The sequence below is a fragment of the Streptomyces sp. NPDC006012 genome (assembly GCF_042871185.1).
Lineage (GTDB): Bacteria > Actinomycetota > Actinomycetes > Streptomycetales > Streptomycetaceae > Streptomyces.
In genome coordinates this window covers 189,038-214,613 of record NZ_JBIAIE010000007.1, presented here as the reverse complement: position 1 = coordinate 214,613, position 25,576 = coordinate 189,038, and the positions used below count along the sequence as shown (strand labels likewise).

Genomic DNA, 25,576 nt, shown 5'->3' with positions numbered 1-25,576 from the left:
CCGCTCACGAGGTGCGCACCCGGGCACCGGCGGCGAGCAGTGACGGCGGGGGCAGCGGGATGTCCGCGGTGTCCGGCAGCTCCGGAACGGCCGGCACCGCGGTGGCGCCAGTGGTGGTGGCATGCGGGAACTGCGGCTGCGCGGCGGGTTCGGCCACGTCGGTGAACGGGATGCCCGCGGGCGCCGCCGGGTTCGACCAGGTGCCGGACGGCGTGGCCGAGGTGCCGGGGACCGGGCAGGCCGCGGTCGCCGCGAGCCGTGCGGGCACGGTCGTCCGAAGCGCGTTGCCCTGCACGCAGTTGCCCCGCCCGCGGGTGGCGGTGGGGAACGTCCAGCCGATGTCGACGCCGTTGGCGGTGAAGGTGTTGTCCGTGATCCGGTTGCCGTTCGCCGGGATGTCGGCGGTCGCGGTGATCACGAGCCCGGCGTTGGTGTTGCCGGTGATCCGGTTGCGGAGGAACCGGTTGTCGCTGCCGCCGTCGACGCCGACGCCGATGCCCCAGCCTCCGTCGGCCTGTTCGGGGGTCTGCTTCTGCTGGTTGTCCGCGATCAGGTTGCCGGCGATGACGGCATCGCGCTGCGGGAGCAGTTTCTCCTGGTGGTCGGAGTTGGTGGTCAGTCCGACGCGGTTGCCGACGAAACGGTTGCCGACCACGTACATGTCGCCACTGGCGTTGGTGCCTTCGTAGCCGACCGCGTTGAGTTCGGAGACGTTGTCCCGCACCACGACGCGGCACGGCTTGCACTGTCCGACGTAGATCCCCGAGTCGGCCCCGCCCGATGTGTAGGAGTGCTCGATGACGCCGTTCTGCGCGGAGAACGCGTAGATGCCGTACAGGCCGTTGCGGGTCGCGGTCACGTACGAGACCTGGAACGACTTCAGCAGGGTGACGGGCTCGTCGCCGGTGTCGTAGCCGCCGCTGTGCCCCGGCAGACCGGCGACCGCCGCCGCCGAACCGGTGACCAGCACCCCGTTCTGCGTGTTGTTCCGCACCGTCAGGTTCTGCACGGCCACCCAGGGCGCCGCGACGACGACGCCGTTCGGCTGCTGCAACCGCCCGTCGATGACGACCTTGTCCCGGGAGGCGCCGCGCAGAGTGACACCGGCCGTGTCGATCTTCACCGACTCGTGGTACACACCCGGCGCGACCAGTACCAGGTCACCGGCCCGGGCCAGGGACACCGCGGCCGAGATCGTGGGGGCGTCGGCAGGCACCCGGATCGTCACATGCGCACCGGCGGGCCGCCGGCCCTCGTCCGATCCGTCATCGCCGCCGCCACCGCCGCAGCCGACCACGAGCGTCAGTACGCCCAGTACCGCCGCCATCACGCGCAGAGAGGATCGAGACATGATCCCAGTCTGGCATGACGACGAATTCCCCGCCGGAATAGGGGGGTTGGGCGTCGGCCGCGATTCGGGTGTGGCACTCTGCACACCATGCACCGAGCCGATCACCCCCTGTCACGCCGCGCGTTACTCGATGTCACCGGCGTCGTGGTGGCCGCCGGTCTCACCGCCGGGTGCACCTCGGACTCCGCCCGGCCGGGCCGGCCCGCGCCTTCCGCGGCGGACACGCCGACGCAGGTTCCGGCGACGGGCCGGCACCAGGCGGGCGTCACGCTCCCCCATACGGCCCAGCGCAACCTGCTGGCCGTGGTGGCCGACCTCGATGCCGCCGTGGCGCCCGGTCCGCTCCTGGCCGAACTCGGCCAGGCCATCCGCACCCTCACCGCGGGGAACGACCCGCGGCTGCTGGGCCTGCCGCCGGGCGACCTGACCGTGACCGTGGGCGTGGGCCCGCGGCTGGTGCGCGCGGCCGGTGCCTCGCTGCCCGGCGCCACCGACCTCCCGCGGTTCTCCCGCGAGCGGATCACCCCGCAGGCACGCGGCGGTGACCTGCTGCTCCAGATCTGCGCCAGCGACGCGCTGCTCGTACCGGTCGCCGCCGCCGCGCTCCTGGACCAGACCCGTGACCGCATCCGCGAACGCTGGCGGCAGTCCGGGCACCGCGGTACGAACGTGCCCATCGGCAAGGGCCTCACCGCGCCGCGCAACCTGCTCGGTTTCATCGACGGCATCGTCGGCCCGCACACGAGCGCCGAACAGCAACGCGACCTGTGGCTGGCGGGGCCCCCCGCGGTCGCCGGCGGCACCATTGCCGTACTGCGGCGCATGGAACTCGACCTGCCACGGTTCGCCGCCCTGTCCGTCGCCGAGCAGGAGGCGGTCTTCGGGCGGCGCAGGGCCAGCGGCGCACCGCTCTCCGGCGGTTCCGTCTCCTCGGGCCCGGAACTCGGCGCCAAGACGCCCGACGGGCGCTATCTCGTCCCTGTGGACGCCCATGTGCGCCGGGCGCACTCCGCCATGGTGGGCGCCGGCCTCATGCTCCGCCGTTCCTACAGCACCGACGAGCCCGCTCCCGGCCTGCTCTTCATCAGCTTCCAGAACGACTTGCGGACCTTCACCGCCACCCTCACCCGCATGGACACCTCCGACGCACTGCTGCCGTACACCACGACGACCGCCAGCGGGACCTTCCTGATCCTCCCCGGCTTCGACCGGAAGCGCCCGCTCGGTTCCCAGTTGTTCGGCTGATCGCCGGGTGGCCGTGGCTCCGGCGTGATCGGGCGGCTGCTCGGCACACTCGGCACACTCGGCACACCGGGTGCCGCCCAGGTCGCGGGCGCCTGCGCGGGTGGGCGGGAGGTCGAACAGGCGGCGGGATCGAGCGCCTCCTGCTGCCCCGTTCGGGGATCAGGCGGGTTTCACCAGTCCCGTGTCGTAGGCGAAGATCACCGCCTGTACCCGGTCCCGGGCGCCGATCTTCGCCAGCACCCGGCTCACATGGGACTTGACCGTGGACTCGGCGAGACACAGCCGTTCGGCGATCTCGGTGTTGCTCCAGCCGGTGGCCATCGCGATGAGGACCTCACGTTCGCGTTCCGTGAGAGCGGTGAGGCGGTGTTCCTGTCCGGGGGTCCGGCCCGGCATGCGTTCGGTGAACGCGTCGATGAGCTTGCGGGTCAGGCCGGGCGCGATGACGGCGTCCCCGGCGGCCACCGCCCGGATGCCGGCGACTAGTTCATCGGGCAGAGCGTCCTTCAGGAGGAAGCCGCTGGCACCGGCGCGCAGCGCGTCGTACGCGTACTCGTCCAGGTCGAAGGTGGTCAGCACGAGGACCCGGGAGCGTCCGCCGGAGTGGACGATGCGGCGGGTCGCCTCGATGCCGTCCATGCCGGGCATACGGACGTCCATCAGCACGACATCGGGGCGGAGTTCAGCGGTCATCCGGACCGCCTCGGCGCCGTGGGTGGCCTCGCCGACCACGCTCAGGTCGGCGTGCTGCTCCATGAGCATGCTGAAGCCGAGCCGTTGCAGGGCCTGGTCGTCGACGATGAGGACGGTGGTCATACGGGTCTGTTCTCCGTGGGTGCCGAGGTGTTGGCGATCAGAAGTCGGGCGTGCACGGTCCAGCCGCCGCGGTCGTTGGAGCCGGCGGTGACGCTTCCGCCGTACAGCGCGGCCCGTTCGCGCATGCCGACCAGGCCGCGGCCGTCGGTGTCGACCTGTGCGGTGTCGACCTGTGGGGAGAGGGACGGCCCGGTGTCCTCGACCGTGAGGTCCACGGCCGTGCCGTCGACGGCGATCGTGACCTGGACGGTCGTATCGGGCGCCGCGTACTTGAGGGTGTTCGTCATCGCCTCCTGGACGACGCGGTAGACGGCGAGTTGGAGACCGGGCGGCAGGCCGGCCGGGCGGCCCTCGGTGTGCAGGGTGACGGCGGGGCCGGCGGCGCGGACCCGTTCCAGCAGCGCGTTCAGGTCGTTGAAGCCCGGCTGAGGGGCGAGCGGGGTGTCCTCGGCGGCGGTCTTCTCGTCGTCGCCGATGACGGAGAGGAGACGGCGCAGTTCGGCCAGGGCGCCACGGCCGCTGTCGGCGATGATGCGCAGCGTCTGGGCACCCCGTTCGGGTTTCGCCTCGGTCAGTCCGGCGGCGCCGTTCGCGAGGCCGACGATGACGGCGAGGGTGTGGCCGAGGATGTCGTGCATCTCGCGGGCGACGCGGGAGCGTTCGGCGGCGGCGGCGAGGCGGGCGCGCTGGTCGCGCTCGATCTCCAGGCGGACGGCACGTTCTTGCAGGGCGACGATGTAGGCGTTCACCACTCGGCCGACCACGCCCGCCGCGGCGACCGCCGCCACCAGGAGCGCCTGGACGGTCGCCACCACCGGAGTCTGCAGTCCGGTCGTCCGGCCGTCGCTCTGGGCGATGCTGATGAGCGACGTCTGCGTGATGGCCACCGTCACGCAGACCGCCAGTTGAACGGGCCGGACCGCGCGGCCCGCATTGAGCAGCGCCGCCACCCGCGCGGTTTCGGCCCCCGTGGAGGTGTCCAGGGCCAGGGCGACCACCGAGACCACGGAGGTGATGGCGAAGGTCAGGAGGGGCCGCTGCTGCCGCCACAGCAGCGGGAGGCAGAAGGCGACCGTCAGCACCAGCATTCCCGGCAGGCCGGGCTTGGCGCCGTCGGCCGCGTCCTGCAGGGCCGGGATCCCGAACAGCCCGCACATCAACGGCGCGGTCCAGCGTCGGATCCACGGATGGTCCAGGTCCGCCTGTCTCATGCGCATGAGCCAGCGCAGGACCGCGACGTCCGAGCGTCGCTCTGCCCCGCCCAGCAGCGTCTCGGGCGTGACGGACGACGCCGAGGGGCGGGCTGCGGTCATTGCGGTCACGTCGTACACCTTCTCGATGCAGGTGCCGCCCGCGGCCCCGGGAGGAGGAGGGGTCTGCGGGCGGCGCCGGTGGAACAGCCAGGGGCGGCGGTACGCCCCGCTGCGGATCGTACGGCCGGCCGTTCAGCTCTTTCCGGTGGGCACGGGTGTGCGCGGGACGGTGGGCTCGGGGTGGTCGTCGAGCAGGTGCCGCAGTTCCTCGCCCTCCACGTCCACGCGGGGCAGCAGCCGGTCCAGCCTGCCGGGCAACGACCAGGCGCGGTCGCCGAGCAGGGCCATCACCGCCGGTACGACGGTCATCCGCACCACGAAGGCGTCGAGGAGAATCGCGGCGGCGAGGCCCAGGCCCATCGACTTGATGATCGCCGCGTCGCTGAAGACGAACCCGGCGAACACGGAGATCATGATGACCGCGGCGGCCGTGACCACCCGGGCCCCGTGCCGGAAGCCGGCGACGACCGCCTCCCGCGGCCCGGCCCCATGGACGTACTCCTCCCGCATCCGGGTCACCAGGAAGACCTCGTAGTCCATCGCGAGTCCGAACACCACGCCGACCATGAAGATCGGCAGGATGCTGACGATCGGGGCGGTCTGGTCGACGCCGAAGACGTCCGCGAACCAGCCTTTCTGGAAGACGGCGACGACGACACCGAGGGTCGCGAGGATGCTCAGCAGGAAGCCGACGGCGGCCTTGAGCGGGACCAGGAGCGAACGGAACACCAGCATCAGCAGGATCAGCGCCAGGCCGACGACCACGCACAGGTACGGGACCAGGGCCGCGCTCAGTTTGCCGGAGATGTCGATGTTGAGGGCGGTGGTGCCGGTGACCATCAGTTCGGCGCCGGTGTCGTCATGGAGGGCCGCACTCCGGTCGCGGATCCCGGAGACGAGGTCGACCGTCTTCTGACTGCTCGGGGAGGAGCCCGGGACGGCGCGGAGCAGGGCCACGTCGCCGGTCTGGTTGAAGGCGGCCGGGCTCACGGAGGCGATGTCGGGCAGGTCTTCGAGCAGCCTGGACGCGTCCTTCGCGGCGGCCTTGGGGTCGTCGCTGTGGCGGGCGTCGAGCACGACCGTCAGCGGACCGTTGAAGCCGGCGCCGAACCCCTCGCTGACGGTGTCGTAGGCGATGCGCTGGGTGCTGCCAGGGGCGGCCGTCGAGTCGTCGGGCATGCCGAGTCGGAGCGACAGGGCGGGAGCGGCGAGCAGGAGCAGACCGGCCACCGAGGCGCCGAGGACCTTGACCGGGTTGCGCAGGACGAACGTCGCCCAGCGCACGCCCATCGGCTCGCGTTCGCCGCGCTCGACGGCCCGCATCCTTCGGGTCCGGTACTTTCCGGCCGAGATCCGCGGCCCCGCGAAGCCGAGCATCGCGGGCAGCAGGGTCAGTGCGATGACGACGGCGACGACCACCGCGAACGCGGCGCCGAGCCCGATGTCGGTCAGGACCTTGATGCCGATGACGCTGAGTCCGACCAGAGCGATGACCACGGTCATCCCCGCGAACACCACCGCCGAACCGGCGGTGCCGAGCGCCCGCCCGGCGGCCTCCTCCGGTGCCCGGCCCGCCTTCAGCTCGCTGCGGTAACGGGAGACGATGAACAGGGCGTAGTCGATGGCCACGGCCAGGCCCAGCATCAGCGCCAGGGTGCTCGTGTTGGAGCTGAGGTCGATGAAGGAGGTCGCGACGGTGATCCCGCAGACCGCCATCCCGACCCCGAACAGCGCGGTCAGCAGCGGCAGTCCGGCCGCGATCAGCGAGCCGAAGGTGATGACCATGACGACGGCGGCGATCAGGATGCCGATCAGCTCGGACGCGCTCTGGTGGTTCTCCTCGGCGACGGCTGATCCGCGCATGCTGACTTCGAGGCCCGCGTGCCCGCCTTTGGCGGCGATGTCCGCCAGGTCGTCGCGGGCCCGTTCGGTGACGTCGGCCTGCGGGACGTCGTACGTCACCTGCGCATAGGCGATCGTGCCGTCCTTGCTGACGGCGCCGCTGGTGTACGGGTCGGCGACCTGGGCCACCTGGTGCGCCGCGCCGAGGTCGGCGACGAGGGACTCGATCTCGGACTTGTGGGCACCGGACGTCAGCTTCTGTCCGTTCGCCGTCTTGAAGACCACTTCAGCCGTGGCCGCGTCGGCCGACGCCTGCGGGAACTCCTTCTTCAGCAGGTCCGTCGCCTGCTGGGACTGGGTGCCGGGGATGCTGAAGCTGTCCGTCGTACTGTTCGACACGGTGGCCGCACCCAGGCCGACGACCGCCAGTACGGCGATCCACAGTGCGAGGACGAGCCGTCGTCGCCGGAACGAGAACCGGCCCAGCCGGTAGAGAAACGTTGCCACGGAGTACTCCCGGAAGGGCAGGCTGCAGACGATGGCGGGCCGTGTTCCGGCCCATGCATCACGCTACGAACGCCTGAGCACCCAACCGTGAGTCCGGGGAGGTGAATGAGGCCCGGGCAGCGGTACCACGGTGCCATCCGCCCCTCATCCGCGAGGAGTACGCCTGATCCGCAAGGCCCAGGCCGCAGATGCGCCTCGGCGTTTCCACTCTCCTGGCTGCGAACGGAATCAGCCTGCGGCCGCGTCCCCCGCTCACGTCCCCTCAAGCAGCGTTCCCGTCATTGGATCTCGACCTGCCGGAGAGCAGTGCCCCGTTCGACTTCCGCAGCGCGGCCCTCTGTCTGCGGTCCGCGGCGGTGGCACCGACGCCGGCGCCGTTCTTCCAGACCGTCTGACACGAGCGGGAGCGAAACACGTGATGCCCGCACAGAATCCATGTGCGGGCATCAGTCAGGCGCCGTCAGCCGACTGCGCTCAGCCCTCGTCCGGCACCAACCGCAACGAGATCGAGTTGATGCAGTACCGCTGGTCCGTGGGCGTGGGATATCCCTCCCCCTCGAACACGTGCCCAAGATGCGACCCGCACCGAGCGCACCGCGCCTCCGTCCGCACCATCCCGTGCGAGCGGTCCTCCAGGAGTTCCACCGCGTCCGAGTCCCGCGGGTCGTAGAAGCTCGGCCAGCCGCAGTGGGACTCGAACTTGGTGTTCGAGGTGAAAAGTTCGGCGCCGCAGGCGCGGCAGGAGTAGACACCGGTGGTCTTGGTGTCCGTGTACTCACCCGTGAACGCCGGCTCGGTGCCGGCCTGGCGCAGCACGGCGTACTCCGCCGGGGTCAGCTCCGCGCGCCACTGCTCGTCCGGCTTATCGATGTCGTACGACATGAGCGTCAGCCCCTTCACTACTACGACAGGTGCTCCAGAATCCGTGGGCCCAGGTCGGTCACGTCACCCGCGCCCATGGTCAGAACGAGATCACCGGGCCTCGCCATTCCCGCGATCGCGGAGACGGCCCCGGCCTGGTCGTGGACGGCGGTGACGTCCGCGCCGGACGTGCGTGCCGCCTCGATGATCAGCTCGCTGGTCACGCCGGGGATCGGGTCCTCACGGGCCGGGTAGATGTCGAGGACGGCCGAGGCGTCCGCGAGGGCCAGGGCGCGGCCCATCTCCGTACCCAGCTCCTGTGTGCGGGAGAACAGGTGCGGCTGGAAGAGGACCAGGATCCGGCCGTCCCCGGCAGCCGCCCGCATCGCCTCCAGGTCGGCCGTCATCTCGGTCGGGTGGTGCGCGTACGAGTCGATGAGCCGCACACCGGCCGCCTCGCCCAGCGGCTGCAGGCGGCGTTTCACCCCGGTGTAGGCGGCCAGCGCCGCCGCCAGCTCGCGCGCCGGGACGCCCAGGGCGACGCCCGCCGCGAGCGCGGCCACCGCGTTGTGCGCGTAGTGCCGGCCGGGCACGGAGACCGTGAAGGTCAGCGGCGTGCCGTCCAGCTCCACGGTGACCTCGCTGGTCAGTCCCTGCGGGACGACGGACAGGATCCGCACGTCGGCGTCCGTGCGCTCACCGTACGTCACCGTCCGTACCGAACCGGCCAGCCGCCGGGTCAGTTCCCGGGCGCCCTCGTGGTCCGCGGCGATCACCAGGGTGCCGCCGGGCACGATCCGGCCGGCGAAGGTCTCGAAGGACTCGTGGATCTCGTCGATCGAGGCGTAGTTCGCGTGGTGGTCGAGTTCGACGTTGAGGACGATCGCGACCTCGGGCGTGTACTTGTGGAAGCTGCGGTCCGATTCGTCCGCCTCGGCCACGAAGATGTCGCCGGTGCCGTGCAGCGCGTTGGAGCCGGGGGCGTCCAGGTCGCCGCCGATGGCGTACGAGGGGTTCAGGCCGAGCTGTGTCAGCGCCACCGCCAGCATCGACGTGGTGGTCGTCTTGCCGTGGGTGCCGGCGACGGCGATCGCCCGCCGGCCGTCCATCAGGGCGGCGAGGGCGTCGGAGCGGTGGACCACCGGGATGCCCAGTTCGGCGGCGCGGACCAGCTCCGGGTTGTCCGGGCGGATCGCCGAGGACACGACGACGCAGTCGGCGTCGTCCGCGAGATGTTCGGCCGCGTGCCCGATGTGCACGGTCGCCCCGAGCGCCCGCAGGGCCTCGGCGGTCGCCGACTCCTTGGCGTCGCTCCCCGCGACCTTGGCCCCACGCTGCGCGAGGATCTTCGCGATCCCCGACATTCCGGCGCCGCCGATGCCGATGAAGTGCGGTCGGTCCATGGCGGTACGAAGGCCGGCTGCCATGCGCGTGTTCTCCCCAGGTGCGATACGTCGACGGAGCGCGCCCCACCGGGAACGCGCTCCCAGCCTATTGCTTGGCGCGGACCGTGCCCTCCAGGCCCTCCAGGGGCGCGGGGCGCATCGGTCCGCGGATCCGCCGGATGGTGGTACACGGCCGTGGTACGCGGCAGACGTGGTCGGTGCCCTACAACCACCTTGCGCCCTCGCGCCCAGGCGCGCTCACGCCCCACGCCACCGCGCCCAGAAGCCCTGCTCGTGGCCGGCCCCGGAGGCCCGGACCCGGAGCCGGACACCGAAGCCCTACTTAGCCGTAGCCGAACCCGAGCCCACACCCGGATGCCGGCAGGCGGAGCGGACCGGCTTCGCCCCCGGGCATGCCGAGCCGGGAGCGAAACCGGGGCGAGCCGGGGTGAACAGGAACGAAGCAGCACGAGCCAGTCGGCTTCCGCATGCCCGAGCGGCAGCGCTACGCCTTGCTGTGCGAGAACAGCTTCAGCACCGGCACTCCCACCTTGTGCCGGGCCCGCGAGGCCCAGTCGCGATGGAAGAACTCCTCCACGTAGTGCGGATCGGTGAGGACGATCACCTCGTCGGCCCCCACCTCGTCGACGAGGGACTTCAGGGCGTCCAGCGGATGGTCCTCGACCAGCCGGCCCTCGGCCCGGCCGCCGACCGACCGCAGCGCGGCGAGGGACACCTCCAGCGCCTGCTCGGCGGGCTCCTTCGCCGCGTCGCCCTCCGGGGTCTCCCGTTCGCGGGCGGCGTCGTCGAGTTCGCCGAGGGCGATGTCGTCGATGGCCCGCAGCAGCCGGTCGGCCTGGTCGCCGCGCGGCTGGAGCAGCACGTGGAAGGAGACCGCTTCATCACCGTGCAAGGTGGTGACGAACTCCACGTCGGCGGACGTCAGGGCCTTCTCGATCATCAATACGCTTGTGAACACCAGCGCCCCATTCTCCTTCGAGGACCCTTCTGGCCCTCTCTCCTCCGTGGGCCGTGCCAGGCCCTGCGGAAACCATCCTGCCCCGTGTTCGCACGGGTCCTGCCGGATGTAGTGTGCCCGGCGGGGGCTAAACGGAACGGCACATTCCGCTGTTTTCAGGACCGCTGGTAGCGGGCGAACAGATATCCGGTCTCTTCCAGCAGGGACACCAGTTCGAAGCGTCGGGGCACAGCCACCGGGGGACCCCCGGCGATGCGCTGTGCATCACCCGCCGTGAGCATCGGCGCGAGCGTCAGGCACAGCTCGTCCAGGGCCCCGGCGGCGATGAACCGGCCGAGCAGCCGGGGGCCGCCCTCGGTGAGCAGCCGGGTGTGACCGAGGCCGGCGAGGGCCCGTACCGCGCGGGCCGGATCGACCTCGGCGCCGTCGCCCGCGATCATCACCCGGGCGCCCGCGCGCTCGGCGGCGGCGATCCGGTCCGGGGCCGCCGCGGCACCGGTCAGGACCAGGGTGGGGACCAGGGGCGCGGTGAACAGCGGGAGCGTGAAGTCCAGCTCCAGTCGTGCGCTGACGACTGCGATCGCCGGGGCCGGGCCCTGCCCCGCCGCTTCCCGGGCCGCCGCGAACTCGGCACGCGCGCGTGCCGGCCGGTACCCCTCCTGGCGTACCGTTTCCGCACCGACGACGACGACGTCCGCCAGCGCCCGGAGCGTACCGAAGATCCGCATGTCGGCCGGTCCGGAGATGGGCTGGGAGCGTCCTTCGTACTGGGCGGCGCCGTCCAGTGTGGACACCATGTTGGCCCGCAGCCAGGCCGTGTGCCCGCGCCGGGCAGGCTCGGGGTAGGCATAGGCGGCGGCCAGTTCGGCCAGGCTCCACTCCCGCTCCGCAAGATCGCCCGCGCCGCCGGAAGCGGGGCCGCCGGTCCCCTCCTCCCCCTCTCGGCCGGCGTCCGCGGCCATGGCCTGGGCTGCTGTTTCTTCGGTCACAGGGAACAGGCGTCGCATGCGGTGCAGTGTGGCACGGCGATTAACATGAGTAACCGTGTCGTCCTTCACCGCCGCCTCCCGACCCGGCTCCGCCGCCGGAGCGACCCCGCTGTCCCTGTGTGCCCGCGAGCCGCGCGTCCCCGCGGACCGGCTGGTCGCCGAGATGGTGCCGCCGCCCCGCTTCGACTCGGTCCGCTTCGCCACCTATCTGCCGGACCCGAACCAGCCCGGCCAGGCCGAGGCCGTACGGGTCCTTGAGGGCTTCGCCGCCGGTCTCGGCCGGGCACCCTCGGGCGGCGGCAGGCGGGGGTTCCTCGGCTTCGGGAGGTCCAGGGCGGCCAAGGTCCCGGCCGGACCGCGTGGCGTCTACCTCGACGGCGGGTACGGCGTCGGCAAGACCCACCTGCTCGCCTCCCTCTGGCATGCCGCACCGGCCGAGCCCGCGCTCAAGGCGTTCGGCACCTTCGTCGAGCTGACCAATCTGGTCGGCGCCCTCGGCTTCCAGGAGACCGTGCGCACCCTCAGCGGCCACCGGCTGCTGTGCATCGACGAGTTCGAGCTGGACGATCCCGGTGACACGGTCCTGGTGTCGACGCTGCTGGGCAGGCTGGTCGACGCGGGCGTCGCGCTCGCCGCCACCTCGAACACGCTGCCGGGCAAGCTGGGCGAGGGCCGGTTCGCGGCCGCCGACTTCCTGCGGGAGATCCAGGGCCTGTCCGCCCGCTTCCGCACGCAACGGATCGACGGCGAGGACTACCGCCACCGCGGTCTGCCCGAGGCGCCGGCGCCGTTCACCGACGAGCAGGTGACCCAGACGGCGTACGCCACCGAGGGTGCCTCGCTCGACGACTTCCCGCGGCTGCTCGACCATCTCGCGAAGGTGCACCCGAGCCGCTACGGCGCGCTGACCGACGGCCTGCGGGCGGTGTGCCTCACCGGTGTGCGAGCGGTGCCCGACCAGGCCACGGCGCTGCGTCTCGTGGTCCTCGCGGACCGGCTCTACGACCGTGAAGTGCCGGTCCTCGCCTCGGGGCTGCCCTTCGACGCGCTGTTCAGCGACGAGATGCTGAACGGCGGGTACCGCAAGAAGTACTTCCGCGCGATATCCCGGCTCACCGCGCTGACCCGGGACGCGAAACCCCTCGTGGCGGCCTGACACACGGGCCTCGGGGCAGCTCCGGCACCTCGACCTCACCCCTGAGACCGGGCGCCTCGGGGCAGTCGGCTATGTGGACATTCGCGGCGCGGCCCTTTAGACGATCAAGGCCCGTGGGTCAAGTACCGGGTTCACGCCAGCGACCCGCATTTTTCACGCTCTCCTGGACACGAAACGCAGAGTTAACCCTGCAAGCAACTTTGCAGGGTTAATGTGTTTCTTGACCATCCATTGACCAAGCCTTGGTATGTACTAGAGACGTGAACTGTCGAGAGGGGGCGCATGTTCCGAGGTAAGGCGGCCAGGGGTGCCCTGAGGCTCCTCACCGCAGCACTGCTCGCCCTGCAGTTCTTCGTGTGCGCAGATGCGTTCGCATCCGCGCACACATTCAGTCACGTAAAGGCCAAGGCTGATCGGGGACTTGAGTTTTCCGGGCAGCAGGCGCCCCTCAGCCCGGTGACGTACCGCATCACCGGGCACACCGCGGAACCAGGCACTCCGCCACACGCCCGTGACCACCGGCGAACCACCACCCCGGGATGGGCGCAGGAACGCCCCGTTCCCGCCCGTCACACGACGATCGCGCGCCCGCAGAGCGCGTCCGAAGCGCCGCGGCAGCACCTCCCAAGAGCCTTGAGAGCCCATACTCCGGCGGCACTTCAGGTCTTCCTCTGCTGAGAGACCGGCAGTCCCACCCACCCCCACAACCGTCGTGCAAGTCCGACGCGTCGTCATGACGCGCCAGGAGGAACCAAGACACCATGCAACCCCTCATCGACAACGCCCGTGCCTTCGGACAGCGCCCTGAGGAGTTCGCCGAACTCGCCGAAGGCCAGTCACCGCAGGTCCTGTTCATCACCTGCTCCGACTCCCGGGTCGTCCCGGCCCTGATCACGGGCGCCCGCCCCGGTGAGCTGTTCGAACTGCGCACCGCCGGAAACATCGTCCCGCCGTATGTCTCATCGACCCCCACCGCCGAGGCGGCCACCATCGAGTACGCCATCGAGGTGCTCGGCGTCCGCGACGTCGTCGTCTGCGGCCACTCCCACTGCGGTGCCGTCGGCGCGCTCGTACGCGGCGACGACCTGACCGCCGTACCCGCGGTGCGCGACTGGCTGGCGCACGCGACCCCGCGCCCGGCCGGAGCGGTCGCCGACCCCACGGTCGCCGAGGGCGTGCAGAGCCACGTCCTGACCCAGGTGCTGCGGCTGCGCTCGTACCCGTGCGTGGCCGAGAAGCTGGCCCAGGGGCGGCTCGCCCTGCACGCCTGGTACTACGAGGTGCACACCGGCGCGGTCCGGGCGCACGTCGCCCGGACCGACACCTTCGAGGCACTGTGAGCGGCGCCGTGACCAAGAAATTCCCCCATCTCAAGCAGGACTTCACCGCTTCCCTCGTCGTCTTCCTGGTCGCGCTCCCGCTGTGCGTGGGCGTGGCCGTCGCCTCCGGCGTACCGGCCGAACTGGGCCTGGTCACCGGCATCGTCGGAGGTCTTGTCACCGGGCTGATGCGCGGCAGCAGCCTCCAGGTCTCCGGTCCGGCCGCCGGCCTGACCGTGCTGGTCTTCGAGGCGGTGCACCAGTTCGGGCTGCCCGTGCTCGGCGTCATCGTGCTCGTCACCGGGGTGCTCCAGATGGCGATGGGCGCCCTGCGGCTCGGGCGCTGGTTCCGGGCCATCTCGGTCTCGGTCGTGGAAGGCATGCTGGCCGGTATCGGTCTGGTGCTCATCGCCGGGCAGTTGTATCCGGTGCTGGCAGCTCAGGCCCCGGCCTCGGGTCCCGGCAAGATAGCCGGGCTCCCGGGGGCGCTTTTGGACGCCTTCGGCGACTCGGGCTCGCTGGCCTCTCTCGCCGTGGGCTCGGGCACCGTCGCGGTCCTCGTCCTGTGGAAGCTCGTCCCCGCGAAGATGCGCGCGGTGCCCGGCCCGCTCGCCGCGGTCGGTCTCGCCGCGCTGGCGGCACTGCTCCTCGACCTGCCGGTGGCCACCGTCGAGGTGAAGGGGCTGCTGGACTCCGTCCAGCCACCGCCGCTGAGCGCCTTCGGCGAACTCGCCGGCCTCGGCGTGCTGGGCACGGTCGTCGCGTTCACCCTGATCGCGTCCGCCGAGTCGCTGTTCAGCGCGGCGGCCGTGGACCGGCTGCACGACGGGCCGCGCACCCAGTACGACAAGGAACTGGTCGCCCAGGGCGCGGGCAACACGATCTGCGGGCTGCTCGGCGCACTGCCGATGACCGCGGTGATCGTGCGCAGCGCGGCGAACGTGCAGGCGGGTGCCCGTACGAAGGCGTCGCGGGTCCTGCACGGCGGCTGGCTGCTGCTGTTCGCGGCCCTGCTGCCGGGTGTGCTGAACTACATCCCGATCCCGGCGCTCGCGGGCATCCTGGTGTACTCGGGCGCCAAGCTCATCCCGGTGCGGGCGCTGGCGGCGCTGTGGCGTGAGTCCCGGGGCGAGGCACTGATCCTGGCCGTCACGGCCGTGGCGATCGTCGCGGTCAGCATGTTCGAGGGCGTACTGATCGGCCTGGCGCTGGCGATCGTCAAGACGGCATGGGTGGCCTCGCACGTCAAGCTGGAGTTCGTCGACAAGGGGGCGGGCCCGGTCGAGGCGTATCTGTCGGGCAACGCGACCTTCCTGCGGCTGCCGAAGATCCTCGACAGCCTGGAGGCGCTGCCCAAGGACCGGCCGGTCCGGCTCGACCTGTCCGGCCTGCACCACCTGGACCATGCCTGCCGTACGGCGCTGGAGACCTGGGCCGAGCGGCACAGCGCCTCCGGGACCGAGCCGGTACGGCTCACGGCGGCGCGGTAACGCGCCCGTCTGGTCCGGGGCAGGGGCGTGGCCCCGGACCAGACACCGGGCATATCGTTGCAGGAGTGGACGAACAGACCTCTGACCGAGGGAGGTCGTCATGCTCCAGGAACTGGTGGGAGCCCTCGTGGGACTCGGTGCCGTCGGCGTGGTCTACCTGGCCGCGGCGGCCCGAGTGGTCAAGCAGTACGAACGCGGCGTGGTCTTCCGGCTCGGGCGGGTCCTGGACCCGGCCCGTACGCCGGGCTTCACCATGGTGATCCCGGGGGTCGACCGGCTGCGCAAGGTCAACATGCAGATCGTGACGATGCCGATCCCCGCGCAGGAGGGCATCACCCGGGACAACGTGACCGTGCGGGTCGACGCGGTCGTGTACTTCAAGGTCATGGACGCGACGGCGGCAGTGATCAACGTCGAGGACTACCGGTTCGCCGTCTCCCAGATGGCACAGACCTCGCTCCGTTCGATCATCGGCAAGAGCGACCTCGACGACTTGCTGTCCAATCGCGAAAAACTCAACCAGGGCCTTGAGCTGATGATCGACAGCCCGGCCGTGGGCTGGGGCGTGCAGATCGACCGGGTCGAGATCAAGGACGTGTCCCTGCCCGACACGATGAAGCGTTCCATGGCGCGGCAGGCCGAGGCGGACCGTGAGCGCCGGGCCCGTATCATCAACGCCGATGCCGAATTCCAGGCGTCGAAGAAGCTCGCGGAAGCGGCCCAGCAGATGGCGGACACGCCCGCGGCGCTGCAGTTGCGGCTGTTGCAGACCATCGTGGCGGTGGCGGCCGAGAAGAACTCCACGCTGGTGCTGCCCTTCCCCGTGGAACTGCTGCGCTTCCTTGAGAAGGCCCAGCAGCAGCCCGCGATCGGCGAAGCCGCCCCGCACGACGCCGAGCCCCCGCCCGCCAAGCCCGCGCCCGCCCGACCGGCACACGATGGACCGACGCAGACCGGACCGACCACGGGGGCGGCTCGCACGGGGGACGGCGCCGCGGCCGGCCGCACCCGCTCGGCCGGCACCCCGGCGACCGCACCTCCGCAGGCGGCGCCACCCCCGCCGACCGGCGGCGACCGGCCCCCGACTCCCCCGCTGCCCCAGCCGGCCTCGGGAACGCCCCCGGTGTCCACACCCACCCCACCGGCCTCCTGACCGGCGGATACGGCCTCTGAGCCGGACGGGGCGGGTGGGCCTGACGAGGCGGTGGGCTGAACGGGCTTGACGGGCCCGAGGGCCGGACGGTTCCTGGCCGCCGGAACGGTCCTGTCGGACCCGGCGGGCCGGACGGGGCCCGCCGGACCGGACGGCCCCTTGCGGACCGGACGGACGCGCGAGCCAGGGCAGCCCGGCCTCTCGCGCGCCAGAACCCTGCGGGCGGGCGGGCGATCACGCACGCAAGGCCGGGCGGGTGACATATAGGCACTTCACGCGCCAAGCAACCTGATACATACCTTCTTAAGTCATATCTTCTTACCGTGTTCACTCCTGTACGCCGAGTCGCCGCCCTCTGCGCCCTGAGCGCAGTCCTCGCCGCGTGCGGCACCGCCGAGACCCCGCACACCGCCGGCCCGGCCACCACGCCGTCCGCCCCCTCCTCAGCCTCGCGTCCGCCCACGCTCACCCCGGGTCCCGGCGGACTCACCCCGGTCTTCATGAACGGCCCGCGCACCCAGGGCAAGACCGTCGCCCTCACCTTCGACGCCGACATGACCGCCGACCAGGGGCCGCGCGCCGCGGCGGGCGAACACTTCGACAACCCGCAGCTCATCGCCACGCTGCGGACGCTGAAGGTCCCGGCGACCGTGTTCATGACCGGCCGATGGGCCGAGCAGTACCCGGCCGAGGCCCGGTCCGTCGGCAGCGACCCGCTGTTCGAGGTCGCCAACCACTCCTACAGCCACTACGCCTTCACCGCCGACTGCTACGGCCTGCCCACCGTCTCCGCCGACCGGATGCGAGCGGACGTCGAGCAGGCGTACACCGCCCTGAGCAAGGCGGGCGTGCCGCACCCGATGCCGTACTTCCGCTTCCCCGGAGGCTGCTACGACCAGCAGGCGCTGCGCGCCCTGAGCGGGCTCGGGGTCACCGCGGTGCAGTGGGACGTGGTGAGCGGGGACGCGTTCGCGACGGACGCCGACGCGGTCGCCAAGCAGGTGCTGGACGGGGTGCAGCCGGGGTCGGTGGTGGTCATGCACTGCACCCGCAGCGCCGCGCCGACCACCGAGCAGGTCGTACGGACGATCGTGCCGGAACTGCGTAAGCGGGGCTTCCAGTTCGTGAAGGTCTCCGCGCTGATCTCGGCGACCGGGCCGCGCCGCTGACCGGCCTACGCTGGAGGGCATGAGCGACGAGGAACCCCGCCCGACCGCCGGCCCCGGCCGGCCCGCCCCCACCGCCGGTCCGCCGTACGCGGAATGCGTGCTGTGCCGCGAGCCGACCGAGTACCCGCGGTCGCACCCGGGCATCACGCTGTGCCCCGTCTGCGAGTGGCAGGAGGCACAGCGGACCGCCTGCTCGGGCTGACCGGCGGGCGGCGGGCACCGGCCCGCGGCAGCACCGCCGCACGGCGCCGTAGGGTGGGCTGTCGTGAGCGAAGTTCCTGACTCCCCCGGTGCCCACCCCTTCCGTACCGAGCGCACCCCGCGCGACGAGGCCCCGCAGTTCGTGCTGCCGCTCGTCGTCCGGATCGAGCGAGGAGCACCGCCCGCGCGCACCGACGCCCTGGAGACGGCTGCCCGGGCGGTGCTCGTGCTGCTCGCGGACGAGCGGGCACAGGCCGACGGCGCGTGGGCGCAGGCGGTACGGGACTGGCAGGACGCGCGGATCCGGAAGGTGGTGCGGCGGGCCCGGGGCGCCGAGTGGCGGCGGGCCGAGGCGCTGCCGGGCATCACCGTCACCGGGAAGTCCGCCGAGGTACGGGTCTTCCCGCCCGTTCCGCTGGACGGCTGGCCCAAGGACCTGGCCCGGCTCCAGGTGTCCGGCACCGAACTCGACGAGCCGGAGCCGCCGGCCGGCCCGGACCCGGCGTACCCGGTGCTGTGGCTGAATCCGGGTGTCGACATGTCGGCCGGCAAGTCGATGGCCCAGGCCGGGCACGGTGCCCAGCTCGCATGGTGGGAGCTGTCCGACGCGGAGCGGGCCGACTGGCGGGACGCGGGCTTCCCGCTGTCCGTGCGCACCGCGGACCCGGCCGACTGGCGCGAACTGACGGTCAGCGAACTGCCGTTGGTACGGGACGCGGGGTTCACGGAGATCGCCCCCGGGCTGACCGTCGCGGCGGAGGGCGGCACCCGCTTCGCGCCACGGCTGCGCAGACGGTGAACGCTCACCTGGCCGGCTCCCGGGTCCCCCGGCAGCCGGGACAGTCGCACGGAGGAAAATCCGAACCGAACGGCAGGGGGGCGTCGCCCGGCACGACGGTCACCGTGCCGCGCACCTGGGTGACCGCGCCGTGCCGGTTCACGGTGCAAACCCGGATCGTCATACCGCTGCCCCCTCCAGCGGCCCGGGGCCCGGCGTCACCGTCCGCCGTTCGACGTTCCCTTGCCGGTTCGAGCGCGTCCGGCCCGGCCCGACGGCTCCGGTGCCGGCACCCGTCCCGCCGCAACCTCAAATGTTGCTCTGAAGAAGCCGGGAGGGGGATTCGTGCCTGGCCGGCCAGGCCATACCTCCGTCACGCCACCGCGGCAGCGGGGCGGCACGGAGGGGGACCGGCGATGCGGCAACTGGGTACGGGGATCGGCTGGCGGCCGGAGATCGCGGACGCCGTCGAACGCATGCCGGGCATCGACTGGGTCGAGGTCGTGGCGGAGAACGTGTGCCCCGGGCATCTGCCCGCCTCGCTGCGGCGGTTGCGCGAGCGCGGGGTGACCGTGGTCCCGCACGGTGTCTCGCTCGGTCTCGGCGACGCGGACCGGCCCGACGAGGACCGGCTCACCGCACTCGCCGAGCGCGCCACGGGGCTGGACGCGCCGCTGGTCACCGAGCACATCGCGTTCGTCCGGGCGGGCGGACCGCTGACCGCCTCCCCGCGCCTGGAGGCGGGCCACCTGCTGCCCGTGCCGCGCACCCGGGACGCCCTGGACGTGCTGTGCGCCAACGTGCGCCGCGCGCAGCAGGCGCTGCCCGTGCCGCTCGCCGTGGAGAACATAGCGGCGCTGATCTCCTGGCCGGGCGAGGAGCTGACCGAGGGGCAGTTCCTGTACGAACTGGCCGACCGGACCGGCGTACGGCTGCTCATCGACGTGGCGAACCTGCACACCAACCACGTCAACCGCGGCGAGGACCCGGCGAAGGCACTCGCCGAACTGCCGCTGGAGGCCATCGCGTACGTGCACGTCGCGGGCGGCTTCGCGCGCGACGGGGTGTGGCACGACAGCCACGCGCACCCGGTCCCGCGTGAGGTTCTCGACATCCTCACCGACCTCGCCTCCCGCGTCCGGCCGCCCGGGGTACTGCTGGAGCGGGACGAGAACTTCCCCGAACCAGCGGAACTGGAAGGGGAGTTGACCGCCATCAGGGCGGCGGTGGACGAGGGCCACGCCGACCTGGCCTGCACCGGGCCGCCGACGGGGGCGGGCGCGGAGGCGGCGCGGGCAGGCGCGGAGGCGGCGGGCGAGCCGCCCCGGGAGCGGGTCGCGCTCGCCCAGGCGGCGGTGCTGTCCGCGCTGGTCGCGGGGACTCCGCTGCCCGAGGGGTTCGACCGGGAGCGGATGGGGGTGCAGGCACGGGCGCTCGCCGCGAAGCGGGCGGACGTGGTGGCCAAGGTGGCGCCCGAATTGCCGCGGATCCTGGGGGCTCGCTACCGCCCGGAGTTCCTCGGCTATGCGCACGGACAGCCGATGACCGGCGGGTACCGGCGGGACGCGCTGGACTTCGTGGCGCACCTGCTGCGCGAACGGCGGCCCGCGGACGCGGCGGTGCGGCGGGAGTTGCGCGGGTGGTGGCGGGAACGGTCGGGCCCGGTGCCGCCGTCGAGGCGGCCTGTCGCGCGGGTCGCCCGGGTCGGGCGGGCGGCGCGGAGGGTGCTGACGCGACGCAGCGGCTGACGGTGGCCGTCGCTTCGGCGATCCCGGTCACGCCGTCCGCCGCGGCCTCCGCCACGCTCCCGCCCGCCGTCTCCGTCCCGCCGCCCGACAACCCCGGACCTGAACTGGCCCGGCATGGCCTGAGCTGGCCTGCCCTGCCCCTCCCTGGCCTTCCCTGACCTGCGCGGAATGGACCGTCGCGGACATGCAACGCTGCGTGCCGTTGACGACGGGGCCATGGTGTTCCGCAGACCCCTGGCATAGAAACACGTCATGTTCTGGGTGCTTCTCCTGCTGTTGGCCTGGGCCACGGCCGGCACGGCGTGTACCCGGCTGAGCCTGGCCGCCGTACGTGCCGCCGGCTCCGGCGCGCACACCGTGACCGTGGGCCGCGAGCGCGGCCTGACGCTGTACGAGGCCGCGTTCCTGTCCGGCGGTCCCGCCCGGGTCGCCGAACTCACTTTGGTCGCCATGGCACGGCAGCGACGGCTGCTGCTCGCGCACACCGGCTGGGCGACCGTCGTCGACCCGCGGGGCCGGGACGACATGGAGCGGTCGGTGATAGGCGCCATCGGCCCGGACGGACAGTCCCGCATCGCGCCGGTGCGTGCCGCCGCCGCGGGCACCGACGCCGTGCGAAGCCTGGCCGACGGACTCGTCCGCGCGGGGCTCGCGGTGCCCGACGGGGCCCGTACGACGGTGGCCGCCGGGATCCGCCGGGTGCGGGCCGCCGCCGTGGCCGTGCCGGCGCTGGGTACGGTCGCGCTGCTGCCGCCCGTACCGGCCGGGACCTCTCGTCACCTGATCGCCCTGTGGTTCGCCCTGCCGCTCACCGTGACACTGAGCTGTCTGGCCCTCGCCCGGTTCGAGGCGCCCCCCTATTCCCGGTGGGCCTCCCCCGCCGGGCAGCGGATGCTGGGCACGCTGGCCCGGCCGTACGGCGGAGCGGGCGACGAGCACACCTACCTGGCCTCCGTCGCCGTACGCGGTATCCGTGCGATCGGCGAGCCCGAGCTGCGGGCCGCCTTCGCCCACCGCGACCGGCCGCGGCGGGAGTGAAGCGAGCCCTCCGGGGGCGCACGGGGGGCATTGGCGACGACACCGCCGGGCGGTGCTTGCCTTCGCCGTACCACGAACGAAACTTCCCTTTTGTCGCCGCAGCGACGGTGCTGCCGCGCTCCGAAGGGATACCCGATGAAAGCTGCCGCCCTCTACTCGGCCGCCGGATCCTTGCTCCTGACCACCCTCGCCGCCGCCCCCGCGGGCAGCGCTCCGGGTGCCGCCGGCGCTCCGGCAGCGGCCGAGGCACGCGGTGCCTCGGTGGCCGCGGCCCGGGCCCGGGCCGCGGGCATCGACTTCGGGAAATGCACCGCCGAGCAGGACGCCCCGGCGAACCTGCGGTGCGGCACGGTCACCGTTCCGCTCGACTACGCGCACCCCGACGGCAAAAAGATCGAACTGACCGTCAGCCGGGTGCGGGCCACCCAGAAGGACCCGCGCAACAGCAAGCTGAAGGTGCGCAAGCAGGGCGCCCTCGTCTACAACCCCGGCGGACCGGGCGCCTCCGGACTGTACTTCCCGGTGATCGGGGTGCTGCCCGAGTGGCGCCGGATCGCCGCCGCGTACGACCTCATCGGCTACGCCCCGCGCGGGGTGGGCCACTCGGCGCCGCTGTCCTGCCAGGCACCCGAGCGCTTCCGCAAGGGGCCGACGGCGTCACCGACGCACCCTTCGAAGTCGTACAAGCAGGAACGCATCGCCCAGGCGAAGGCGTACGCGCGCGGCTGCGCCGAACGGTCCGGCAGCGCCCTGCGGCACTACAACTCGCTGAACAACGCCCGTGACCTGGACGTGCTGCGGGCCGCGCTGGGCGAGCAGAAACTGACGTTCATGGGCGCCTCGTACGGCACCTACTTCGGCGCCCTGTACGCGACACTGTTCCCCGCGCACGTACGGCGGATGGTGCTGGACTCGGCGGTGAACCCGGACCCGGCGCAGATCTGGTACCACTCGAACCTGGAGCAGTCGGCCGCCTTCGAGAGCCGCTGGACCGACTTCCGTGAGTGGATCGCCCGGCACGACGACGTGTACGGGCTCGGCACCACGGCCGAACAGGTGCGGATCAGCTACGAGAAGGCTCGGGCCGGGCTGTCCGCCGAGCCCGCGGAGGGCAAGGTCGGGCCGGGCCAGTTGCAGAGCGCGTTCCTGACGGCCGGCTACTACGACGACTACTGGCCGAGCCGGGCCGCGGCGCTGTCGGCGTACCTCAAGGGCGACCCGAAGCCGCTGGTCGGGATTGCCGCGCCGGCCGACGCTGCGGCTGCCGAAGCGGAGAACGCGAGCGCCGTCTACACGGCTGTCGAGTGCAACGACGCGCCCTGGCCGACCGACTGGGCGGTGTGGGACCGCGACAACACCCGGCTCGCGCGCGTGGCGCCCTTCGAGACCTGGGACAACGTGTGGACCAACCTGCCGTGCGCGTACTGGACGGCGCCCCGGCAGCGGCCCGTCGACGTGCGGACCGGGCCGGGCGAGCTGCCGCCGACGCTGATCCTGGCGGGCGAGCGGGACGCGGCCACGCCCTACGGCGGGGCGCTGGAGATGAACCGGCGGCTGGCGGGCTCGGTCCTGGTGACCGAGCAGGACGCGGGCACGCACGGGATCGCCGGCGGGCCGAACCCGTGCGTGAACGCCCATCTGGAGGCGTACCTGCTTCAGGGCCGGGTGCCGGGGCGGCGCGCGGCGTGCGCGCCGCGCCCCGAGCCGGAGCCGCGGAGCCCCGCCGACCGCACCGGACAGCAGCAGTCGCTGCGTGACGCGCTGAAGGGCAAGGCCGAACGCCCCTGAGGGCCGGCGCGGACACCGAAGGCAGGGCCCAGCACGTCTGAGGCCCGGCGTGGACGCCGAACGCAAGGCGGGGCGGGCGACCCTGACGGTGCGTCCGGGCCCTGCTGGACGCACCGCGGTGTCCCTGACGGTGCGGTGCGTCCGCGCGGGCTACGCCAGTCCCTCGACCAGTTCGCCGATCTCCTTGCGGCGCCCGGTGAAGAAGGGGATCTCCTCACGCACGTACCGCCGGGCCTCGGAGCCGCGCAGATGGCGCATGAGGTCGACGATGCGGTGCAGTTCGTCGGCCTCGAAGGCCAGGATCCACTCGTAGTCGCCGAGAGAGAACGAGGCGACCGTGTTGGCGCGCACGTCCGGGTAGCCGCGGGCCATCTTGCCGTGGTCGGCGAGCATCCGGCGGCGGTCCTCGTCGGGCAGCAGATACCAGTCGTAGGAGCGCACGAACGGGTAGACGCTGACGTAGTTGCGGGGCGTCTCGTCGGCGAGGAACGCCGGGATGTGCGAGCGGTTGAACTCCGCCGGGCGGTGCAGCGCCATGTTCGACCACACCGGGTCGAGCGCGCGGCCCAGCCTGGTGCGACGGAAGAGGTTGTACGCCTCCTGGAGCTGCTCGCTGGTCTCGGCGTGCCACCAGATCATGAGGTCGGCGTCGGCGCGCAGCCCGGAGACATCGTAGGTGCCGCGGATCGTCACGTCCTTGGCGGCGAGCTGGTCGAACAGCTCCTGGACCTCGTCCGCGTAGCCCGTGCGGTCGGCGGGCAGCACGTCCTTCAGGCGGAAGACGGACCACAGTGTGTAGCGGATGACCTCGTTGAGGTCCTTGGCCAGCTTGCCCTTGTTCGGGATCCTGCCGGACTCGGTGGTGGAGGCGTCGTCACTCATGCGTCCATTCTCCCGCTCCGCCCCGCCACGGCCGCACCGGGTCCGGCTGGCTCCGACCCGGGTCCGATCGGCTCCGCCCCGGCGTCCGCGAGGGTACGCAGGTCGCCGGCCAGCCGGTCCACGGCCGCGGCTGCGCTCGCGACGCAGGCAGGGATGCCCACCCCGTCGTACTGGGCACCGCACACGGCCAGGCCCGGGAGCTTGGCGACGTGCTCACGGATGCGGGCCACGCGCGCGTGGTGGCCGACCGGGTACTGGGGCAGGCCGTCGGTCCAGCGGGTCACCCGGGTCTCCAGGGGTTCGGCGGTCAGGCCGCCGGCCTGCCGCAGGTCCTGCCGGGAGAGGGCGACCAGGTCGGCGTCCGCGCGGCCCAGGATCTCCGTCTCGCCGTACCGCCCGACGGAGGTGCGCACCACCACGACGTCCGGGTCCTGCTCGGCGATCCAGCCCCACTTCTGGGAGGCGAAGGTGGACGCCTTGATGGTGTGCCCGTCGACCGGGGGCACGAGGAAGCCGCTGCCCTCGGGGAGGGCGACGGAGTCCCGGCGGTAGGCGAGGGTGACCAGGGCCATGGAGGCGTACTCGATGGCCTTCAGTTCGGCGGCGGCGCCGGGGGACTCGGCGGCCAGCAGGCGGGCGGCGGCGGGCGCGGGCACGGCGACCACCACGGCGTCGGCGCGCAGCACCCGGTCACCGGCGACGACGCGCCAGCCGCCCGCCGCCTCCCGGCGCAGCTCCGTCACCGGTGTCGAGGTCAGCACCGCGCCGCCGCGGGCCCGCACGTCCTCGGCGACGGCGAGCGGCAGCCGGCCCACGCCGCCCTCGACGCCCTGGAAGACCGGGCCGGTCTGCTGGTGCGCGGCGGCTTTCGCCTGGATGCCGCGGACCGCCTCGGTGAGCGAGTCGTGGGTCTGCGCGGCCTGGAACAGCTGGGGGACGGCCGAGCGCATCGAGATGCGGTACGCGTCGCCCGCGTACACCCCGCCCAGCAGGGGTTCGACCATGCGGTCGACGACCTCGCGGCCGAGCCGGGCGGCCACGTACGCGCCGACCGCCACGTCGTCGCCGACCTCGGTGCGCGGCAGTCCGGCCTCGCGCCCGACGCGGGCGACGCCTTCCTCGGACAGCACACCGGCCAGCGCGGACGCCGTGCCGGGAACGCCCATCACGTGTCCCTTGGGCATGGGGCGCAGCGCACCGCGGGTCCAGATCGAGGCGGTCGTGGTGGCCGGGGCGCGCAGCAGGCCGGACAGGCCGACCTCGCGCGCGAGCGCCACCGCCTCCGGCCGGCGGGCCAGGATCGACTCGGCGCCGAGGTCGACGCGTACGCCCGCGATCTCGCCGGGCAGCAGCTTGCCGCCGACCCGGTCCGCCGCCTCCAGCACCGTCACCCGCGCCCCGCGGTCCAGCAGCCGGTGGGCCGCCGCCAGCCCCGCGATCCCCGCTCCGATGACGACGACATGCCCCGTGCCCGTACCCGATCCGCTCATGGCTCCAGCCTCTCAGACACCACCGACGGTCCGGCCCGGGGCCGGGCCTCGCCGCCGAGCCGGCCGTAGGCCGGTG

21 protein-coding genes are annotated in these 25,576 nt (G+C 72.5%); 11 read left to right on the top strand and 10 right to left on the bottom strand.

Annotated elements, in window-relative coordinates:
- Positions 1-4 precede the first annotated feature (4 nt).
- On the bottom strand, positions 5-1,351 hold the full coding sequence (locus ACFYPJ_RS16065) for a right-handed parallel beta-helix repeat-containing protein (protein WP_389016455.1): 1,347 nt from the start codon (positions 1,349-1,351) through the stop codon (positions 5-7).
- Positions 1,352-1,438: 87 nt separating this feature from the next.
- Here ACFYPJ_RS16065 and ACFYPJ_RS16060 point away from each other — a divergent pair, with 87 nt between their 5' ends.
- The gene (locus tag ACFYPJ_RS16060; protein ID WP_389016452.1) at positions 1,439-2,596 is read left to right on the top strand and encodes a Dyp-type peroxidase; all 1,158 of its coding nucleotides are present in this window, start codon (positions 1,439-1,441) and stop codon (positions 2,594-2,596) included.
- A 159-nt stretch (positions 2,597-2,755) separates the two neighbouring features.
- Here ACFYPJ_RS16060 and ACFYPJ_RS16055 read toward each other — a convergent pair whose 3' ends face one another.
- From ACFYPJ_RS16055 to ACFYPJ_RS16025, 7 genes are all read right to left on the bottom strand, one after another.
- Positions 2,756-3,412, bottom strand: a complete 657-nt coding sequence (locus ACFYPJ_RS16055) for a response regulator (RefSeq protein WP_389016449.1) — start codon at positions 3,410-3,412, stop codon at positions 2,756-2,758.
- Positions 3,409-4,725 carry a sensor histidine kinase gene (locus ACFYPJ_RS16050; protein ID WP_389016789.1) on the bottom strand — a complete coding sequence of 439 codons (1,317 nt, stop codon included), beginning with the start codon at positions 4,723-4,725 and terminating at the stop codon, positions 3,409-3,411. Before ACFYPJ_RS16050 ends, ACFYPJ_RS16055 begins: the two co-directional genes overlap by 4 nt.
- Positions 4,726-4,857: 132 nt before the next feature.
- On the bottom strand, positions 4,858-7,074 hold the full coding sequence (locus ACFYPJ_RS16045) for an MMPL family transporter (RefSeq protein WP_389016446.1): 2,217 nt from the start codon (positions 7,072-7,074) through the stop codon (positions 4,858-4,860).
- A gap of 474 nt (positions 7,075-7,548) precedes the next feature.
- Positions 7,549-7,956: a peptide-methionine (R)-S-oxide reductase MsrB gene (gene msrB / locus ACFYPJ_RS16040; RefSeq protein WP_389016443.1), complete on the bottom strand. Its 408-nt coding sequence runs from the start codon at positions 7,954-7,956 to the stop codon at positions 7,549-7,551.
- A 20-nt stretch (positions 7,957-7,976) separates the two neighbouring features.
- Positions 7,977-9,362: a UDP-N-acetylmuramate--L-alanine ligase gene (gene murC / locus ACFYPJ_RS16035; protein WP_389016440.1), complete on the bottom strand. Its 1,386-nt coding sequence runs from the start codon at positions 9,360-9,362 to the stop codon at positions 7,977-7,979.
- Positions 9,363-9,825: 463 nt separating this feature from the next.
- Positions 9,826-10,299, bottom strand: coding sequence for an indole-3-glycerol phosphate synthase (locus tag ACFYPJ_RS16030; protein ID WP_389016438.1), 474 nt, complete (start codon positions 10,297-10,299; stop codon positions 9,826-9,828).
- Between the two features lie 155 nt (positions 10,300-10,454).
- Positions 10,455-11,306, bottom strand: coding sequence for a pyrimidine reductase family protein (locus tag ACFYPJ_RS16025; RefSeq protein WP_389016435.1), 852 nt, complete (start codon positions 11,304-11,306; stop codon positions 10,455-10,457).
- A 37-nt stretch (positions 11,307-11,343) separates the two neighbouring features.
- On the opposite strand from ACFYPJ_RS16025, the gene zapE reads away from it, so the two are divergent.
- From zapE to ACFYPJ_RS15975, 10 genes are all read left to right on the top strand, one after another.
- A complete protein-coding gene (gene zapE / locus ACFYPJ_RS16020) occupies positions 11,344-12,444 on the top strand; it encodes a cell division protein ZapE (RefSeq protein WP_389016432.1) in 1,101 nt (366 codons plus the stop codon).
- 761 nt (positions 12,445-13,205) lie between these two features.
- Positions 13,206-13,784 carry a carbonic anhydrase gene (locus ACFYPJ_RS16015; protein WP_389016430.1) on the top strand — a complete coding sequence of 193 codons (579 nt, stop codon included), beginning with the start codon at positions 13,206-13,208 and terminating at the stop codon, positions 13,782-13,784.
- A gap of 8 nt (positions 13,785-13,792) precedes the next feature.
- Positions 13,793-15,253 (top strand): SulP family inorganic anion transporter, encoded by a 1,461-nt coding sequence (locus tag ACFYPJ_RS16010; RefSeq protein WP_389016427.1) that lies wholly within the window; start codon positions 13,793-13,795, stop codon positions 15,251-15,253.
- 100 nt (positions 15,254-15,353) lie between these two features.
- Complete coding sequence (locus ACFYPJ_RS16005) at positions 15,354-16,406, top strand: slipin family protein (RefSeq protein WP_389016424.1); 1,053 nt, start codon at positions 15,354-15,356, stop codon at positions 16,404-16,406.
- A gap of 323 nt (positions 16,407-16,729) precedes the next feature.
- Complete coding sequence (locus ACFYPJ_RS16000; protein ID WP_389016421.1) at positions 16,730-17,575, top strand: polysaccharide deacetylase family protein; 846 nt, start codon at positions 16,730-16,732, stop codon at positions 17,573-17,575.
- Between the two features lie 19 nt (positions 17,576-17,594).
- Entirely contained in the window at positions 17,595-17,777 is a 183-nt protein-coding gene (locus ACFYPJ_RS15995; RefSeq protein ID WP_389016418.1) for a hypothetical protein, read from the top strand.
- A gap of 63 nt (positions 17,778-17,840) precedes the next feature.
- Positions 17,841-18,575 carry a peptidyl-tRNA hydrolase gene (locus ACFYPJ_RS15990; RefSeq protein ID WP_389016415.1) on the top strand — a complete coding sequence of 245 codons (735 nt, stop codon included), beginning with the start codon at positions 17,841-17,843 and terminating at the stop codon, positions 18,573-18,575.
- A 395-nt stretch (positions 18,576-18,970) separates the two neighbouring features.
- Positions 18,971-20,302 (top strand): DUF692 domain-containing protein, encoded by a 1,332-nt coding sequence (locus ACFYPJ_RS15985; protein WP_389016412.1) that lies wholly within the window; start codon positions 18,971-18,973, stop codon positions 20,300-20,302.
- Positions 20,303-20,554: 252 nt separating this feature from the next.
- Complete coding sequence (locus ACFYPJ_RS15980) at positions 20,555-21,340, top strand: TIGR04222 domain-containing membrane protein (protein ID WP_389016410.1); 786 nt, start codon at positions 20,555-20,557, stop codon at positions 21,338-21,340.
- Between the two features lie 135 nt (positions 21,341-21,475).
- Entirely contained in the window at positions 21,476-23,128 is a 1,653-nt protein-coding gene (locus ACFYPJ_RS15975; RefSeq protein ID WP_389016407.1) for an alpha/beta hydrolase, read from the top strand.
- A 150-nt stretch (positions 23,129-23,278) separates the two neighbouring features.
- Here the strand turns inward: ACFYPJ_RS15975 and hemQ are convergent, their stop codons facing one another.
- The gene (hemQ, locus tag ACFYPJ_RS15970) at positions 23,279-24,010 is read right to left on the bottom strand and encodes a hydrogen peroxide-dependent heme synthase (RefSeq protein ID WP_389016405.1); all 732 of its coding nucleotides are present in this window, start codon (positions 24,008-24,010) and stop codon (positions 23,279-23,281) included.
- Positions 24,007-25,500 carry a protoporphyrinogen oxidase gene (hemG, locus tag ACFYPJ_RS15965; protein WP_389016402.1) on the bottom strand — a complete coding sequence of 498 codons (1,494 nt, stop codon included), beginning with the start codon at positions 25,498-25,500 and terminating at the stop codon, positions 24,007-24,009. The genes hemQ and hemG overlap by 4 nt, the downstream gene beginning before the upstream one ends.
- Positions 25,501-25,576 lie beyond the last annotated feature (76 nt).

Bases quoted from the DNA above. Each gene is read 5' to 3' on its own strand.
- ACFYPJ_RS16060 (WP_389016452.1), top strand. From the start codon at position 1,439: ATGCACCGAGCCGATCACCCCCTGTCACGCCGCGCGTTACTCGATGTC.
- msrB (WP_389016443.1), bottom strand. From the start codon at position 7,956: ATGTCGTACGACATCGATAAGCCGGACGAGCAGTGGCGCGCGGAGCTG.
- ACFYPJ_RS16015 (WP_389016430.1), top strand. From the start codon at position 13,206: ATGCAACCCCTCATCGACAACGCCCGTGCCTTCGGACAGCGCCCTGAG.
- ACFYPJ_RS15995 (WP_389016418.1), top strand. From the start codon at position 17,595: ATGAGCGACGAGGAACCCCGCCCGACCGCCGGCCCCGGCCGGCCCGCC.
- hemQ (WP_389016405.1), bottom strand. From the start codon at position 24,010: ATGAGTGACGACGCCTCCACCACCGAGTCCGGCAGGATCCCGAACAAG.
- ACFYPJ_RS15980 (WP_389016410.1), top strand. From the start codon at position 20,555: ATGTTCTGGGTGCTTCTCCTGCTGTTGGCCTGGGCCACGGCCGGCACG.
- ACFYPJ_RS16025 (WP_389016435.1), bottom strand. From the start codon at position 11,306: ATGCGACGCCTGTTCCCTGTGACCGAAGAAACAGCAGCCCAGGCCATG.
- ACFYPJ_RS15975 (WP_389016407.1), top strand. From the start codon at position 21,476: ATGAAAGCTGCCGCCCTCTACTCGGCCGCCGGATCCTTGCTCCTGACC.
- murC (WP_389016440.1), bottom strand. From the start codon at position 9,362: ATGGCAGCCGGCCTTCGTACCGCCATGGACCGACCGCACTTCATCGGC.
- hemG (WP_389016402.1), bottom strand. From the start codon at position 25,500: ATGAGCGGATCGGGTACGGGCACGGGGCATGTCGTCGTCATCGGAGCG.
- ACFYPJ_RS16005 (WP_389016424.1), top strand. From the start codon at position 15,354: ATGCTCCAGGAACTGGTGGGAGCCCTCGTGGGACTCGGTGCCGTCGGC.
- ACFYPJ_RS16050 (WP_389016789.1), bottom strand. From the start codon at position 4,725: ATGACCGCAGCCCGCCCCTCGGCGTCGTCCGTCACGCCCGAGACGCTG.
- ACFYPJ_RS16065 (WP_389016455.1), bottom strand. From the start codon at position 1,351: ATGTCTCGATCCTCTCTGCGCGTGATGGCGGCGGTACTGGGCGTACTG.
- ACFYPJ_RS15985 (WP_389016412.1), top strand. From the start codon at position 18,971: ATGCGGCAACTGGGTACGGGGATCGGCTGGCGGCCGGAGATCGCGGAC.
- ACFYPJ_RS16055 (WP_389016449.1), bottom strand. From the start codon at position 3,412: ATGACCACCGTCCTCATCGTCGACGACCAGGCCCTGCAACGGCTCGGC.